This is a genomic window from Dermabacter sp. Marseille-Q3180 (assembly GCF_940792985.1).
GTDB classification, from domain to species: Bacteria; Actinomycetota; Actinomycetes; order Actinomycetales; family Dermabacteraceae; genus Dermabacter; species Dermabacter vaginalis.
Map to the genome: position 1 here is coordinate 388,907 of NZ_CALNWU010000001.1, position 16,453 is coordinate 405,359.

Genomic DNA, 16,453 nt, shown 5'->3' on the forward strand with positions numbered 1-16,453 from the left:
GAAGCGGAACCAAACCCAGGACGCTTCACTTGCATGCCCGCCCATCTCGAAGACACCCCCTCAGCTCCACCCGATCGCTGGGCTAGGAACACCGTCCTATTCGTCACCGGACAGACCGTGTCCCTGTTCGGTTCGATGATCGTCCAGTTCGCCGTGATGTGGCACATCACCCTAGAGACTCGATCAGGCATGGCTCTCGGTCTCTTCATGCTCGCCGCATTTGGCCCTCAAGGCGTGATGTCGATCTTCGGAGGCGTTCTGGCCGATCGGCTGGACCGGAAGAAACTCATCATCGCCGCCGACTCACTGATCGCAGCGACAACCTTGATCCTTGCCGTCCTGATGAGTATCGGACTCACCGACCTATGGCTGATCCTCACGGCAGTCGCCATCCGCTCGGTTGGTGCCGGGGTCCAGACGCCGACCGTTCAAGCGCTGATCCCACAGATCGTCCCCCAGGAACATCTCATGCGCATCAACGGCATCTTCCAGACGATCAATTCGGCGATGGCCCTTCTCGCGCCTGCCGCAGGGGCCGCGATCTACGCCAGCGCCGATATCATCGCAGCCTTCTATCTCGATGTACTCACCGCGGTACTTGGAATCGGGCTACTACTCTTCGTCGGGGTCCCCATAGTGCAGGCGAACGGAGACAAGCGGGAAAGCTACCGCCGTGAACTCGTGGAGGGAATGCACTACATCAGTTCCAACCCATTGATCCGATGGCTCCTGCTCATCCTCGCCCTCTTCTTTCTCCTCTCCCAAGCACCCGCGATGGTTGTCTCTCCACTACTGATCGCTGAGAGCTTCGGCACCGAGCCGTGGATGCTAGCAGTCATGCAAATGCTCCTCAGCATCGGCACAATGCTTGGAGGAATCTTGGTCGCGACGCTCTTCGCCAAGAGCAGCAGGATCGGGCTGCTCCTCGGGTCCGCCTACGCGGTCGCAGCATTCACCGTCGCTCTCGGGTTGAGCCCGAACCTTTGGCTGTACTACCTCTTCACCTTCCTCTTCGGGCTAGCAGTACCTGCATTCTCCGCGCCGTTCATGACGCTGATCCAACAGACAGTTGACCCCGGAATGCTCGGACGCGTCTTCAGCTACGTCAGTATCGCCATGACGCTGTCCACACCCGCCGGAGTAATCATCTTCGGCCCCCTCGCCGATGTCGTCAGCCTGCAAGGACTGCTCATCTCCTCAGGCACTGCACTCATCGTCGTGCTGACCCTCGCCACCGCGATTCCATCCGGACGAGCTGTGATAAGAGCGGCACGCTCCAACTCTGCCACCAACGAGTCAAAGAATCCGACTGGACGGACAACTCAGTGACGGGCTGAAGAACCACTTTCGCAGTGTGAGCTTCGAGAGCCATGCCGAGGCCAGTGCTACCGCCGCCGACGCCCACGGAGGCACGGCTGCTACCTCGTGGACGTAATTCTCCATACCCGATCTTGGCCGACACTCGCGCTTTACACAGGCCGACAGGTCCCATCGGCTACGACTACGTGAGGCTCATGTTTTCCCGAGCCGGTAGCGTTCTGCTGCTAAGCGAGTTCGGTGAGAAACATTTGAACGCGGGGGATGTGGCGGTGATCGGGGCGAATACACTGTGCGCAACCGAACCCGAGGAGTCGGCGACGGTCACGACCATCTACCTGGACCACGACTATGTGGTCGACCAGGTATTTTGGCAACACGCAGCATTTCTCGCGGACCGGCTACAGGCGCGAGACTTCGTTGATGAGCTGTACTCCGAACCAGCGCAGCTTCTGCATATAGGTGAGGACCGTATCGGACTGTTGACACCCTGGCTGGACGAGTTGGTCGCACTCAGTGTTGACGGACCAGCGCCCGAACGGTTCTGTCGGATCCAAGCATTGCTCTTTGCAGTTTTGGACGTTGTCATCCCTCACATACGGACCAGCGCCGTTCACAGAAGGCCAGCCCAGCGTACGTCCACTCTGCCTAGCCTGCCGAGGAAGCGTAGAACCATGGCGCTGAGGACTGAGGCATATCAAGTGGCTGAGCTGCTGCGTAGTAGTCCCGAAGCTCCTTGGACGCTCTCCCGCCTGGCTAAGCACGTCCACCTCTCCCCGAAGCACCTCTCGCGAGTATTGACCGACGCGTATGGCAAGACGCCGCTGGCGTACCTGACCATGTTGAGAGTCGACGTCATGGCCCGGCTTCTCCGCGAAACGGACCTTAGCGTCGCGGCAGCCGGACGAGCCGCAGGTTGGGCAAGCCGTAGCAGAGCCTCAGAGGCATTCCGGCAGTGTGTCGGCATCACCCCCAGCGGTACCGTGACCGACTCAGTGAGATGACGAGCGCCTGACCGGGATCGGGACACCGTTGTAGCCGAAAGGGACTCCACCCCCATAGCCGCTACCCATAGAGACCCAAGAGCTGATAAGTCGTTGGGACACGTCAGGTTCACTGTGGATCCTGGCGGTCACTGTAGGGGTTCCTTGTTGTCCGTCTTCTAGTGCTGGTGGTTCCGGCGTACCTGATGGTCACCGGGTCGGTTCTTCGACCCGGTGGGCAGGTTCGCGGAAGGAGACCGGCATGGCTACGTCGGGCAAGGATGCTCGGGCGGCGCGGGAGGCGAAGCTTGATGCGCTGCATGAGCGGCTGACGGGTGCGGTCGAGCAGCTGGTCTCGGGTGAGGATTGGGCCCGAGCACTGGAGTTCGCAGCCCGGTTTCGGGCGCGGTCGTTCGCGAACACGATCCTGATCTTCACCCAGCATCAGGAGGCCTACGGGCTGGGGCTGGTACCGGAGCCGGTGCCGTCGCATGTGGCCGGGTATAAGCAGTGGCAGCAGTTGGGCCGTCAGGTGTCGAAGGGGCAGTCGGGGTATCAGATTCTGGCGCCGGTGACGGACGGGACGGTTCGCGTCAGCAACCCCGGAGGATGCTGAGTCGTGGCGGCGGCTGGGTAAGGTTGAGAAGCCGCGTGCGGGTGAGACGGTGCGCACGAGGATGGTCGGCGTCCGGCCCGCCTACGTCTGGGATGCCTCACAGACCACCGGCGAACCGATTCCTGAGCCGCCGGCGCCGCGGTTGTTGGAGGGGCAGGCTCCTGCCGGATTGTGGGAGGGCCTCGCTACGCAAGTCGCCGAGGCCGGCTTCGAGCTGCGACTGGTCGCTGACGCGACGGAGATTTTCGGGGCGAACGGGCTGACCGACTACGCCACCCATGTGGTGTCGGTGCGTGAGGATATGGATCCGGCCGCGCAGGTGAAGACCCTGGCTCACGAACTGGGACACGTCCTGTTGCATGGCCCGGATACGGGTGAGGCGCGACAGCATCGTGGGATCGGCGAGGTCGAGGCCGAATCGGTGGCGCTGATGGTCGGGGCCGCGCATGGCATGGATACTTCCGGCTACACGGTCCCGTACGTGTCGACGTGGGCGGCCCGGGTGGAGGGCCAGGACCCGGTCGAGGTGGTCAAAGCCACCGGGGAACGGGTCCGCAAGACGGCTCTGGGGATTTTGGAGGAGCTCGACACGGTGCAGGTCGGCGACGGCACCCCGCCCGGTCTGGAACGCGACACTCCCACTCGCGAACCCGCGACCCGGCAGTCCCCTGCTGCGCCAGCGGTGTCGGACCCGTCAGGGCAGGTGGTGTCCGAGCGTGAGGCGGTGGCACTATGAGCCCGAACCTTTACCACCTCGCCAGTCTCGTGGCCCCTGGCTCGGATCGATCGCTGGGGCGGGTGGCGGCGATCAGCTACCTGCGGGTCTCGACCAAGGATCAGGCCGCCCGCAACGGGCTGGAAGAGGGTCTGTCGATCCCGGCCCAGCGCGAAGCCGCGCAGCGCAAGGCCGAACAGCTCGGCGCAGTGATCGTCAAGGAGTTCATCGAGCCCAGCGAGTCCGCCAAGACCGCCCAACGACGCACGCTCCAAGAGATGCTCGACTACGCCACCACGCACCCGGTGCGGTACTGCATCATCAACAAAGTCGACCGCCTCGCCCGCAACCGGCTCGATGACGCCATGATCCACGCCGCGCTACGGGATGCGAACATCAGCCTGGTGTCGGTCACCGAGAACATCGACGAGACCCCCTCAGGGATACTCATGCACGGCATCCTGGCCTCCATGGCCGAGTTCTACTCGCTGAACCTGGCCCAGGAAGTCCTCAAAGGCATGACCCAGAAAGCGGCCATCGGCGGCACCCCCACCAAAGCGCCTCTGGGCTACCTCAACGTCCGCACCGCCGATGCCCGAGGAAGCGAGTCCCGCGAGATCGAGATTGACCCCGAACGCGCCGACCTCGTCCGTTTCGCGTTCACCGCCTACGCCACCGGGGACTGGTCTCTGTCGCGCCTGGCCAAAGAACTCACAGCCCGTGGCCTGACCACCCGGCCCACCCCTTCGCAGCCGGCCACGCCACTCACCACGACCGGGCTGCACAAAATCCTGACCAACCCCTACTACCAGGGCACCGTCGCCTTCCGCGGCGTCACCTACGACGGCACCCACCAGCCCCTCGTCGACGCGGAGACGTGGCTGCGGGTCCAAACCAACCTCGACGCCAACAACGCCCGGGGCGAACGACCCCAGAGGTACGACCACTGCCTCAAAGGCACCCTGTACTGCTCCTGCGGAGCCAAGCTCATGATCGAACGCCCCCAAGACAAGACCGGGGACCGCTACGAGTACTTCATCTGCTCCGGACGACGACGCAAGACCACCAACTGCACTCGCTCCGCGATCCTCGCCGAACGCGCCGAAGCCGAGATCGAACGCACCTACCAGCGCAACTCCCTCAGCCACGCCCAGGCCGCACAGGTCCGGAAGGTGCTCAACGACATGTTCGACCAGCTCGAAGGATCCAGCGAGGACGAACGCAAGCTCCTGACCGCCCAACGCGACAAACCCGAAGCCGAACGCCTCAAACACGTCCAAGCCCACTACGCCGAAGCGATCCCACTCGACCTCCTCAAAAGCGAACAAGACCGCATCCGCGCCAGCCTCGACCAGATCTCCACCCGGCTCGACAACCTCACCGACACCTACGCCGACGCCCGAACAGGCTTAGACCAGCTCACCGACCTCCTCGTCGACCTCGACGACTTCTACAACAAATGCGAACCAACCGAACGACGCATCCTCAACCGCGCCCTGTTCACCCGCATCACCATCGACGACGAAGAGAACGCCACCTACACACCCGACAAGACCACCGCCAGCATCCTTGCCCACACCGGCATTAACGCCCCGGCACAACTCACCGCAGAAACAAAACTGCCCCGCCATCAGGCGGGGCAGTTTCGATTATCTAATCTTACGTGGAGCTAACGGGATTCGAACCCGTGACCTTCTGCATGCCATGCAGACGCGCTACCAACTGCGCCATAGCCCCAAATTTTTGGGCGCCGCCGAAGCGACTCCAGCAATATTACACGCTTAGGGTGTCCTCGCGAAATCCGGCGGGAGGTTCAGTGATGTGAGCCTCACCCAGCCGGCACCTTCAGTTCGGTGCCTTACTTCGACGACGGCGCGGTGGCAGTTCTCCATGCTTGCCAGCCCGTAGAAATTGCCCTCACCAGCACCGATCATCGCCGCGAGGCCAAGGGAGATCGCAGCGCCGTGCGCCACCACAACAACCGTGCCTGATTCATGCCGCTCAGAGAATTCACGGCAGGCGGCATCAAAGCGGCGCGCGACATCGGCCCGGTGTTCGACCCGCGCCTTCTCGAGACCGCTCGACACACCAGCGCGCCACAGCGCGAATTCAAAAGGCCATTCCTTTTCGATTTCCTCGCGCGTGAGTCCTTCCCAATCGCCGAAGCCGCGTTCACGTAGCCGGGCGTCACACGTCACCTCGAGGTCGTGGTGAGCGGCGATCGCCTCGGCTGTCCTTTGCGCCCGCCCGAGCGGCGAACTGTACACGGCGGCGATGGCTTCTTCCCTCGCAAGTGACTCCCCCACGGCACGCGCTTGCGCGAGACCGGTCTCGTTGAGTGGGATATCGGAAGCCCCCTGAAGGCGACCGTTGAGGTTATAGTCCGTTTGTCCGTGGCGCACAAGAATGAGCCGGGAAGCCATTATTTCTCCTGAGACTCCGCCTCGGGGCCAAGGTCCAGGTCGAGGTCGATCATCGGGGCGTCGCGCCACAGGCGCTCGAGGGCGTAAAACGCGCGGTCCTCGGCATGCTGGACATGCACAACGATGTCGGTAAAGTCGAGGAGGATCCAGCGAGCATCCTTCTCGCCCTCGCGGCGTTTCGGCTTGTAGCCCGCCTTGAACATTTCTTCTTCAACGCCGCTCACGATCGCGTTCACCTGACGCTCCGAGTCGCCCGAGCAGACGACGAATACGTCGGTGATCACGAGCTGCTCCGAAACATCGAGCGCGATCACGTTTCCCGCGAGCTTATCGGCTGCGGCCTGCCCGGCGATACGGGCCATGTCGATGGATTCCTGGGTAGCTGTCACGAAGTGAGTCCTCCGGAAAGGTCAAAGGGGATGGTCTCAGGGGCGGGCGCAAGAGCATTGACGATGCCGGGCCCGATGACGCCGGTCATGAGAAGGGCGACGAGAGTGATCGCGATGGCGGCGACGATCAGCCACGTCACCCACATGCCGACTCCACCGGATGTGCGGCTCGGCTTGTGGAGCACAGCGCCGTCAAATCGTGCGGCCGGTTTCGGCTCGGGCGCCTGGTCTGCAGGAAGGTCGCCCACTTCAAGCCATTCGGAGGCATCGGTGAGATCGCCCGCGTCGGTCGTCTCGTACACGGGACCGGGTTCTGGGGTAGGGTCGGCTGGTTTCGGGGCAAGTGCCTCGGAAGCGCTCGTGTCTTCAACCTCGGGCCCTTCAGTCACGGACGTCCAGGCCGACGCTTGCGCGGCTTCACCTGGTTCCGCCTCGGTACCGATGATGTGTGCCTGGGGTTCGGTAGCGGGCTCGGTGGCGTCGGCCTCAGGAGCCCGAAGTGAACCGGGCCACGAACCCTTTTTCGTTCCGACGCTCGCCGCGGGAAGAGCGTCGCTCAGCGAATCGGGGGACTCCCCCGGCGCGTCCTGTGGGGCAGCTTTGGCCATGCCGGTGCTTTCGGCAGGTGGTTCATCGACCTTCACCTCGGAGGCAGCTGCCTCCTGAGCGCCCTCGTCACTGCCTGGCATCACGGAGACATCGGCGCGGCGTTTCGCACGCTTGCCCGCGTAGTGCTTGAGTTCGGGAAGCTGCTCATCCGCAACCGGGGGAATGACCGCCGTGCGGCGCGCATAAAGCGTGAGGTCGCCCGTCACGCCGCGAGTCGCCGACGTGTTCTGCTCGTCACTGCTCACGGCGCGGGCGCGGCGCCCGTGCCGGCGCCCTGAAAGCTGAGTCTCAGTGCCCGTCATGCTCACTTCCTAAATAGAGCTTGTACTTATTGATGTATTGCACCACGCCGTCCGGAACGAGGTACCACACGGGAACCCCGCGCTTGACGCGCGTACGGCAGTCGGTCGAGGAAATTGCCATCGCGGGCACCTCGATGAGGGTCACGCCGCTCGGCGGAAGGCCCTCGGTGTTGATGTCATGGCCAGGTCGCGTCACGCCCACGAAATGCGCGAGGTCAAAGATCTCGCTGTAGTCCTTCCATGTGAGGATGTTCGTGAGAGCATCGGCACCCGTAATGAAGAACAGGTCATCACCGGGGTATTGCGCACGGAGATCCCGAAGCGTGTCAATCGTGTAGGTCTGGCCGGGACGATCGATATCCACGCGCGAGACGGTGAACCGCGGGTTGGCGGCCGTCGCGACGACCGTCATGAGGTAACGGTGCTCGGGGTCGGAAATCTCCTTGCCCGATTTTTGCCAGGGGCGCCCAGTGGGCACAAATATCACTTGGTCGAGGCGGAAGACCGACTGGACTTCGCTCGCGGCAACGAGGTGGCCGTGATGGATCGGATCGAATGTTCCACCCATCACGCCGATTCGGCGCTTTGCGCTCATACGCGATGAACTAGTGGGACGCGCCGCGGCGGTGTTCGCGTTCCACCTCGGCGACGGTCTTCGCGCTCGACGAAGGCTCCTGGTGGAGGCCGCTGAAGAGTGAGGTGACCACGAGCAATAGCATGAGGATCACAAAGGCGACAACCCCGAAGACCGCGGGGTGGGGGCCATGAGAGTGCGCGGCGGCCTCTTCGGCGAGGATCAGGAAATCAGCGTGCATGCCAGACCTTTCTTCGCAATCGTTCATCCCCTCGAGGGGCTATGCCATTGTTCCACATCTTGCGGGCGGCGCGGTGGTAACACCGCGAAGCTCACGCACGCACGTGGCCTTCACCTCGCACGATCCACGTCGTGCTCGTGAGCTCGCGAAGAGCCATGGGGCCGCGCGCATGGAGCTTCTGCGTCGAGATCCCAATCTCCGCGCCGAAACCAAATTCGCCCCCATCGCTGAAGCGCGTCGAGGCATTGACCATGATGACAGCAGAGTCGAGCCCCTCGATGAACGCCCGTTCACTCTCGATCGAAGCAGTGAGGATTGATTCGGTGTGCCCGCTCGTGTGAAGGCGAATGTGCTCCACCGCTTCGTGCACATCAGCAACGACCTTGAGAGCGAGGTCCAGCGAAAGGTATTCAGTGAAGAAGTCTTCCTCTCGAGCTTCCACCACGTGCGCGGACCCGCCTTTGAGCACCGCGTAGGAGCGAGCATCCGCGTGCAGCACCACGTTTTTCGGGGCAAGGACCTCGGCTAGACGCGGAAGAAAATCCGGGGCGATGCGTTCGTGGACGAGGAGGTTTTCGAGCGCATTGCACACCCCCACGCGCTGGGTTTTCGCATTCACCACGATGTCGATCGCACGGTCAAGATCCGCGCTTTCATCGACAAAAATATGCGTGTTGCCCGTGCCGGTCTCGATCGTCGGCACGAGGCTTTCCTCGACGACGCGAGAGATAAGGCCCGCCCCTCCCCGAGGAATGAGGACATCGACGAGACCACGAGCGCGCATGAGGGCACTGACGCCCTCACGCCCGAACTCATCGAGGGAAGCCACGAGTTCCGAGGGAAATCCCTCGTTTGTGAGTGCGGTCCTGATCGAGTCCACCAGCGCGCGATTCGTGGACGCCGCTGCGCTTCCTCCCCGAAGGATGACCGCATTGCCTGACTTGAGTGCGAGGGCTGCCGCGTCAACGGTAACGTTCGGCCGCGCCTCATAGATCATGCCGATCACCCCGAGCGGGACCCGGACTTCGGTGAGCGACAATCCGTTATCGAGCACTCCCCCACGCACAACCTCGCCGGCGGGATCGGCAAGGGCCGTGGTCGCGCGCACCTGGGCGGCGATCGCCTGCACGCGAGAGGCGTTCAACGCGAGGCGATCCCTCAGGCCCGGATCGATTCCATTCTCATCAGCCCGGGCAAGATCCTCGGCATTCGCCTCGAGGATTCGATCGCAATCCGCGTCAAGCCTCGCGGCGATCGCACGCAGAAGGGAATTCTTTCGCGCGCGGTTCTCGCGTGCGATCGTGCGTTGAGCGCGCTTCGCGCGCGCAGCAATGTCGTGGACCCTTTCGGTCACCGTGGGCTGCTCATTCATAAGCACCACTTATAGCGCATCTATCCCGGTGAAGCGTCTATTTCAACAGCACAAGATCGTCCCTGTGCACAACTGTGTGCCCACCGATCTCGCTTTCGCGCGCGGCAATCTCTTCCGACGTGAGTCCCATGATGCGCGAGATAGCGTCGGACGAAAAATACGTAAGCCCGCGCGCCAACACCCGCCCCGAGCCATCAGCGATATCCACGGGAGATCCGGCTGCGAAGGTGCCCTCCACGCGCGTGATGCCCACGGGCAAAAGCGAACGCCGTTCCTCCACGACCGCGCGCACGGCGCCATCGTCGAGCACGAGAACACCCTCCCCGCGACTCGCATAGCTCAGCCACATGAGTCGCGAGCGCCGCCGCCCCTTCGCACGCGCAGGGAAAAACGTTCCGAATTCCCCGCCCGCAATCGCAGCATCGAAGTGTGCGGGGATGGTGAGAAGGCACGCGGTTCCCGTGATGGTCGCGTCGTGCGCGGCGGAAAGTTTGGTGACCATCCCGCCGGTTCCGACGGTCGACCCTCTCGAGCCGATTTCCACTCCGTCAAGTCGAGCTGCATCTTTCACAACCGAGATACGCTCGGCACCGGGCTCCTTGGGGGGTTTCGTGAACAGGCCATCGACGTCCGTAAGAAGAACGAGGAGGTCAGCCCCCGTCACCTGTGCGACGAGACTCGCGAGGCGATCATTATCGCCGAAGTGAATCTCGCGCGTCGCAACCGTGTCGTTTTCGTTCACGATCGGGACCGCGCCCGCGGCGAGAAGGGCGTGGAGCGAGGCCCTCACATTTTGGTACTTCTCGGGGTTGACCATGTCATCTTCGGTCAGGAGCACCTGCCCCACGAGCACGTTGCTCATGCCAAAAGCCTGCGACCATTCACGAATGAGCATGCCCTGCCCCACGGAGGCGAGCGCCTGGCTATCGGTGATCGACTCCGGGCGCCTCGAGAACCCCATGGGGCGAAGCGCCGCCGCGATCGCACCAGAGCTCACAATCACGACCTCACGGCCGCTGTGCACGAGAGCGGCGACGCTCGAGGCGAGCACCCAGATCGCGTTGCGGTTGAGGTCGCCGCTTGGAAGCGTGAGCGAGCTCGAACCGATTTTCACCACGATGCGCTGTGCGCGCGTGAGAGACGCTCGCGTATCGAGTCGTGCGGGGTCGTGCACGCCGTGCCCGATACGCACCTTGTCGATACGGGCCATTAATCGTCCTTAGAGGGATCCGACCAGTGGCCGGATTTGCGCTCCGCCTCCATCGCACCAAGGCGGTCCATGCGCTCCTGGACGCGCACTCGACGCACCTCGCGCTTTTCTTGGCGCGTGGGGCGAGTGCGTTCCTCGAGCCTCATATCCGTACCGCGCTGACCGAGGAACTCGGCACCGGTGACCATGGTCGGCTCCCAATCGAACACCACCGCGTCTTCGCCGGGGCCGATCACGACCGTGTCGCCAGCCTTAGCGCCCTTCTTGAAGAGCTCATCCTCGATACCGAGTCGGTTAAGGCGATCGGCAAGGTAGCCCACGGCCTCGTCGTTCGCGAAGGCCGTTTGGCGCACCCACCGCTCAGGCTTGTCTCCGCGGATGCGGTACACAAGCTGCCCCTCAAATTCCTCCGGGGTGATCGTGAAGTCGCTCGAGTCCTTATCCTCTGGCGTGAGCGCAATCGTGGGGCGCTCATCACGCTCGGTTTCTGGGGTTTCCTTGCGCTGCTTCTCGACGAGCGCACCGAGCGTGAGCGCAAGCTCGCGAAGACCCTTGCGAGTAAGTGCAGAGACCTCAAGAACGGGAAAACCGCGCTCGGCCAGTTCCTCGCGCACCATGTCGGCCATATCCGAACCATCAGGCATATCCACTTTGTTGAGCACGATGACCGTCGGTCGCTCCATGAGGGGCGGGAGACCAAGCCGACTCGACTCAGAATCGAGCCGTTCAGCGTACGTACGCAGCTCGTTCTCGATCAATTCGAGATCGTGAACCGGGTTGCGGTCCGCCTCCATCGTTGCGGCATCGAGCACGTGCACGATCACGTGACAGCGCTCGATATGCCGAAGAAAATCGAGACCTAGCCCCTTACCTTCCGATGCACCGGGGATCAGGCCGGGAACGTCCGCCATCGTGAAGCGGAACTGCTCCTGTTCGACCACGCCAAGGTTCGGCGTGAGCGTCGTGAACGGGTAATCGGCGATCTTCGGGCGCGCCGCACTCATCGCGGCAATGAGCGAGCTCTTGCCCGCGCTTGGGAACCCTACGAGTGCCACGTCAGCGATGGACTTCATCTCGAGAACGAGAGAGCGTTCCTCGCCAGGCTCACCCAAGAGAGCAAAGCCCGGGGCCTTACGCTTTGAGCTCGCGAGGGCCGCATTGCCAAGGCCACCCTTGCCACCGCGTGCCGCCACGAATTGCGTACCGTCACCCACGAGATCCGCGAGAAAGACCCCCTGCTTATCGCGCACCACGGTGCCTTCGGGCACCTGGAGAACGAGGTCGGCGCCCTTCGTCCCCTCGCGGAAATCACCCTTGCCAAATCCGCCTGACTCTGCACGGCGGTGAGGAAGATGATGGAAGTCCATGAGAGTCGTGACGTTGCGCGAAACCTCGAGGATCACGTTGCCGCCATCGCCGCCGTTCGCGCCGTCGGGGCCTGCGAGGGGCTTAAACTTTTCGCGCTTAATCGAGGCGCAGCCGTTGCCACCATCACCGCCGGTGATGTGGAGAACGGCGCGGTCAATGAAGGTTGCCATGGTGGCCTTTCAACGCGAGCGGAAGCGCCTTGGCGCTCGTGTGAACAGCCTAGGCTGTCCCGCTCATAAGTGTAGGGAGGTTAAACGTGAGGCGGGGAAGAGCCCCATGGGCACTTCCCCGCCTCACCCGTGAAAGTGGGGCCGGCCTCAGGCCGAGGCCACCACGTTCACCACGTTACGGTCGCGCTTACGCGCAAACTCCACAACGCCCTCGGTGAGAGCGAAAAGCGTGTCGTCGCCGCCACGGCCAACGCCCTGGCCGGGGTGGAAGCGAGTGCCGCGCTGACGAACGATGATCTCGCCAGCGCCAACTTCCTGGCCCGCGTAGCGCTTCACGCCGAGGCGCTGAGCGTTCGAGTCGCGGCCGTTCTTCGAGGAGCTAACGCCCTTCTTTGATGCCATGAGTCAGTACCTTCTCTCGATGTTTGAGATCGCTCAGGCGATCTTTGTGACCTTGAGCCGAGTCAGTTCCTGACGGTGGCCCTGGCGCTTTGTGTAGCCGGTCTTGTTCTTAAACTTGAGGATGCGAACCTTGGAACCGCGGAAATCCTCGATTTTTTCAGCGGTCACGGTGACCTTCTCGAGGTCTTCCTTCGCGGAGGTCACCTTGTCACCGTCAACCAGGAGGACGGGAGCGAACTCTACGGTGTCGCCCGCCTCGCCGGCCACGCGGTTGATCACGATGGTGTCACCGACCGACACCTTCTCCTGACGACCGCCTGCGCGGACGATTGCGTACACCACGTCACTGCTCTTTTCTCGTTTGCTGACAATTTATGCTGGGTGTTTCCCCTCAAACCGCGCGGAGCACCGGGCGGGGCTTCTCGGCCGGGGCCGAAAGCGCAACCGCGAGAACCGCTGCGGGAGGGAAAAGTCTACGGCACGAAATGCACCGACGTATAGCTTACGAAATGCGTTCCCCAGATTCAACCGGCACAGGCGCCACGACCTGCAAAAATGCTCGGCTTCACTGTGGAACTCCTCACGTCACTCGCCTTCCGGCTTCTCACTGTGATCCACGGCCGTGGCCTCGGTCTCAGTTGAAGCGTTGTCGACTTCGCTCGGGGCTTCGGTCGCTCCGGCCGACTCAGACTTCTCTTCCGGCTCGGTGGCCTGCTGCTCCTCGACCGGCGCGATCACCTGACCATCGACCACTACTTCGGGAGCCGTGTGCCCCGTGCTCGCCGCGGCGATCGAAGCGATCGTTGCCCTCGCGAGGGCACGCGAGGCCTCGTTCTCCTCGAGGCGGTGGACATCTGAAGCGGTCTTCGAATCCACAAGATCCTGCACGGCGTCTTTCGCCGCATTCGCCTTGTCGTCAGAGGAGGAGCCCTTCGACTCACGCCCCCGTGACTTATTCGAATCACCTTCGGCGTTCCGCGACTTCTTCGAGCGCCTGCGCGACTTCTTCGGTTCGTCATCAAATGCCGGCGGCTCATGGTGGTGCTGGCCGTCAAGATCGATCTGGATGCCGCGCCCGTTGCACGATTCACACATGCTCGAGAAGGTCTCCACGAGGCCCGCGCCCACGCGCTTACGCGTCATCTGTACGAGCCCGAGGCTCGTCACTTCCGCAACCTGATGCTTCGTGCGGTCGCGAGAGAGGCACTCGATCATGCGGCGAAGCACGAGGTCACGGTTAGCCTCGAGGACCATGTCGATGAAGTCCACGACGATGATGCCGCCGATGTCGCGAAGGCGAAGCTGACGCACGATCTCTTCGGCCGCCTCGAGGTTATTGCGCGTCACGGTTTCCTCGAGCGAACCGCCTGTTCCCGTGAACTTGCCCGTGTTGACGTCCACAACGGTCATGGCTTCGGTGCGGTCAATGACGAGCGAGCCACCCGAAGGCAGATAGACCTTGCGATCCATGGCCTTCATGAGCTGTTCGTCCACCCTGTACTTTGCGAAGGAATCCCTCTCCCCCACGTGCTTGGTGACACGTTCGAGAAGGTCGGGGGCGACTTCGCTGATGTACTCGTGAAGCTCCCTGTAGACGTTCTCACCTTCGACGATGAGCGACGTGAAGTCTTCGTTGAAAATATCGCGCACGACCTTGATCGCGAGGTCGGGCTCGGTCGAGAGGGCCGTGGGGGCGTTCTTCCCCTTGGCGCTCGCTTTCTCGATCTTTTCCCACTGCTTCTGGAGGCGCTCAACGTCGCGCGTGAGCTCTTCTTCGCTGGCCCCTTCGGCGGCGGTGCGGACGATCACGCCCGCTTCGGCGGGAACGACCGACTTGAGGATCTTCTTGAGACGCGACCGCTCTTTATCCGGAAGCTTACGGCTAATGCCGGTCATCGACCCGCCCGGGACATACACAAGGTAACGACCGGGAAGCGAAATCTGGCTTGTGAGACGCGCGCCCTTGTGGCCGATGGGGTCCTTCGTGACCTGCACGAGAACGGGGTCGCCAGCTTTGAGTGCTGATTCGATTCGGCGCGGCTGACCTTCGAGCCCCGCAGCGTCCCAGTTCACCTCACCCGCGTAAAGAACGGCATTGCGGCCACGGCCGATATCCACGAACGCCGCCTCCATCGAGGGGAGAACGTTCTGCACCTTACCGAGGTAGACGTTGCCCACCATCGAGGTGTGTGACTTCTGGGCGACGTAGTGCTCCACGAGGATGTTGTCCTCGAGAACAACGATCTGGGTACGCCCAGGGCGCTCCCGCACGATCATCGTGCGCTTCACCGACTCGCGGCGGGCGAGGAACTCAGATTCAGTGATCGAGTGGCGGCGCCTTCCGGACTCGCGGCCCTCGCGGCGGCGCTGTTTCTTTGCCTCGAGGCGGGTCGATCCCTTAACTGCCTTGACCTCGTCGCGGGCCTCGCGGACCTTGACGACAGTGTTCGGCGGGTCATCGGGCTGGGGTTCATCGGAGCTTCCCGAGTGACGGCGGCGACGGCGACGGCGACGGCTCGACGTGCCCGATTCGTCATCGTTGTCACCCGAGCCCTCAGCCTCGGAGGAGTTGCCCGAGGGCTCCTTGGCCCCCTCATCGTCATTGCCGTTCTGGTTCGAGTCGTCGTCGGCTTTTCCGCCGCGACCTCGACGACCACGTCCGCCGCGACGGCGGCGTCGGCGCGAGCTGCGCTGAGTGTCGTCACCGTTCAGATCGCCGGACTTCTCGGATTCGCTGCCGCTCGAATCCTCACCCTCATCACTCGAAGATTCGTCGTCAGCTTCGTGCTTCTTTTTCGCGCTCCGCTCGGTACGGGCCGCTTCGCGCGATTCGCGTTCCGCTCGTTCGATCGCCGCGCGCCGGGCCGCCTCAAGATCGGGCGCACCGAAGGTAATGTCCACCGAGGCCTCGGCGAATGGGTCGCTCGAGTCTTCGCTTTCGTCGTCTGCGCTCGACTCCTCACTCGGCTCCAGGGTGGGGGTCGGGGCCTGGAACAGGAGGGACGCGAAGTCCAACATGTCGGGGGCCGACGCTGCCTCGCTCTCCTCGGCGCTCTGGCGAGAATCGGCAAGGGCCTTGAGGTCACTCGAGAGGTCAGGTGCCGCGAATGGCTTCTCGTCACCCGCACCCGCCTCGTTTCGCGCCTCCGGTGCCCCGTTTTCGGGAGCGGAGCTCCGCGCGTTCTCGGTGGCGGTGTTGGAGGAGGTAACGCTCGTGGGGGTTTCGGCGGCACGTGGCGTGGTCGCGCCGGATACGCTCGCGTCAGCTGAGTTGCCCGGTTCCGAAGACGCCTGCGCGCCTGCTTCCGCCTTATGCGCCTGCTCTTCTTCTCGCTTGGCCGCAAGGCGGCGCTCGCGGAGGTTGAGCGGCTTTGCATCGCTCACAACTGCGCTCTGCTGAGATGCCACGCTCGTGTGCGCGGTACTCGTTTGTGTCTGTTGCTCAGCGCCCACCTTTGGGGCACCCGCGGGAGCCCCCGCGGCGCGGCGGGTTCGTCGTCGTGGGCGCGAGGCGCCCTCGGTACTTGAGGATTCGTGTAGAGGATCCACTTCAGCCATGTGGCTGCTCCGTTCTAGGGCGGCCCAGCGCATCCTGATGCCACCATGTGTCATCGCCCGTGGGCGGAAGCCGAATAAACCTCCCCCTTCGCGCTGCTCTGGTCGAGCGCTGCGACACTCGGAGCCTTGCGTCACGGCCAAAGCGTGGCCGGAGCGGCACCCGAGTAACGGGGGATCCTTTACGCCGGATGCGTCAGCGTAAAC

General features: G+C 63.2%; 14 protein-coding genes, 1 tRNA gene and 1 pseudogene. 4 read left to right on the forward strand and 12 right to left on the reverse strand.

The annotated features are described in order from the left end of the window. Positions 1 to 33: 33 nt before the first annotated feature. From NBW56_RS01780 to NBW56_RS01795, 4 genes and pseudogenes are all read left to right on the forward strand, one after another. A complete protein-coding gene (locus tag NBW56_RS01780; protein WP_250257752.1) occupies positions 34 to 1,329 on the forward strand; it encodes an MFS transporter in 1,296 nt (431 codons plus the stop codon). Positions 1,330 to 1,451: 122 nt separating this feature from the next. Continuing rightward, positions 1,452 to 2,321: a helix-turn-helix transcriptional regulator gene (locus NBW56_RS01785; RefSeq protein ID WP_349815700.1), complete on the forward strand. Its 870-nt coding sequence runs from the start codon at positions 1,452 to 1,454 to the stop codon at positions 2,319 to 2,321. Positions 2,322 to 2,562: 241 nt separating this feature from the next. After that, positions 2,563 to 3,652, forward strand: a pseudogene (locus tag NBW56_RS01790) (ArdC-like ssDNA-binding domain-containing protein). Beyond that, the gene (locus tag NBW56_RS01795) at positions 3,649 to 5,304 is read left to right on the forward strand and encodes a recombinase family protein (protein ID WP_250257753.1); all 1,656 of its coding nucleotides are present in this window, start codon (positions 3,649 to 3,651) and stop codon (positions 5,302 to 5,304) included. The pseudogene NBW56_RS01790 and the gene NBW56_RS01795 overlap by 4 nt, the downstream one beginning before the upstream one ends. Here NBW56_RS01795 and NBW56_RS01800 read toward each other — a convergent pair. The 12 genes from NBW56_RS01800 to NBW56_RS01855 form a co-directional block, all read right to left on the reverse strand. Next, positions 5,296 to 5,368, reverse strand: a tRNA-Ala gene (locus NBW56_RS01800). The genes NBW56_RS01795 and NBW56_RS01800 overlap by 9 nt on opposite strands. Before the next feature lie 44 nt (positions 5,369 to 5,412). After that, complete coding sequence (locus NBW56_RS01805; RefSeq protein WP_250257754.1) at positions 5,413 to 6,054, reverse strand: histidine phosphatase family protein; 642 nt, start codon at positions 6,052 to 6,054, stop codon at positions 5,413 to 5,415. After that, the gene (gene rsfS, locus NBW56_RS01810) at positions 6,054 to 6,443 is read right to left on the reverse strand and encodes a ribosome silencing factor (RefSeq protein WP_250257755.1); all 390 of its coding nucleotides are present in this window, start codon (positions 6,441 to 6,443) and stop codon (positions 6,054 to 6,056) included. Before rsfS ends, NBW56_RS01805 begins: the two co-directional genes overlap by 1 nt. Beyond that, complete coding sequence (locus NBW56_RS01815; protein ID WP_250257756.1) at positions 6,440 to 7,354, reverse strand: ICP22 family protein; 915 nt, start codon at positions 7,352 to 7,354, stop codon at positions 6,440 to 6,442. The genes rsfS and NBW56_RS01815 overlap by 4 nt, the downstream gene beginning before the upstream one ends. Further along, entirely contained in the window at positions 7,341 to 7,949 is a 609-nt protein-coding gene (gene nadD, locus NBW56_RS01820) for a nicotinate-nucleotide adenylyltransferase (protein WP_126846219.1), read from the reverse strand. The genes NBW56_RS01815 and nadD overlap by 14 nt, the downstream gene beginning before the upstream one ends. A 10-nt stretch (positions 7,950 to 7,959) precedes the next feature. Continuing rightward, positions 7,960 to 8,169 carry a hypothetical protein gene (locus NBW56_RS01825; RefSeq protein ID WP_065247941.1) on the reverse strand — a complete coding sequence of 70 codons (210 nt, stop codon included), beginning with the start codon at positions 8,167 to 8,169 and terminating at the stop codon, positions 7,960 to 7,962. Positions 8,170 to 8,260: 91 nt separating this feature from the next. Then, complete coding sequence (locus tag NBW56_RS01830; protein WP_250257757.1) at positions 8,261 to 9,541, reverse strand: glutamate-5-semialdehyde dehydrogenase; 1,281 nt, start codon at positions 9,539 to 9,541, stop codon at positions 8,261 to 8,263. A 37-nt stretch (positions 9,542 to 9,578) separates the two neighbouring features. After that, positions 9,579 to 10,751 carry a glutamate 5-kinase gene (proB, locus tag NBW56_RS01835; protein WP_250257758.1) on the reverse strand — a complete coding sequence of 391 codons (1,173 nt, stop codon included), beginning with the start codon at positions 10,749 to 10,751 and terminating at the stop codon, positions 9,579 to 9,581. Further along, positions 10,751 to 12,289, reverse strand: a complete 1,539-nt coding sequence (obgE, locus tag NBW56_RS01840) for a GTPase ObgE (protein ID WP_250257759.1) — start codon at positions 12,287 to 12,289, stop codon at positions 10,751 to 10,753. The genes proB and obgE overlap by 1 nt, the downstream gene beginning before the upstream one ends. Positions 12,290 to 12,436: 147 nt before the next feature. Next, entirely contained in the window at positions 12,437 to 12,691 is a 255-nt protein-coding gene (gene rpmA, locus NBW56_RS01845) for a 50S ribosomal protein L27 (RefSeq protein WP_055088258.1), read from the reverse strand. A gap of 33 nt (positions 12,692 to 12,724) precedes the next feature. Beyond that, a complete protein-coding gene (gene rplU, locus NBW56_RS01850) occupies positions 12,725 to 13,033 on the reverse strand; it encodes a 50S ribosomal protein L21 (protein WP_016664727.1) in 309 nt (102 codons plus the stop codon). A gap of 243 nt (positions 13,034 to 13,276) precedes the next feature. After that, positions 13,277 to 16,249, reverse strand: a complete 2,973-nt coding sequence (locus NBW56_RS01855) for an Rne/Rng family ribonuclease (protein ID WP_250257760.1) — start codon at positions 16,247 to 16,249, stop codon at positions 13,277 to 13,279. Positions 16,250 to 16,453 lie beyond the last annotated feature (204 nt).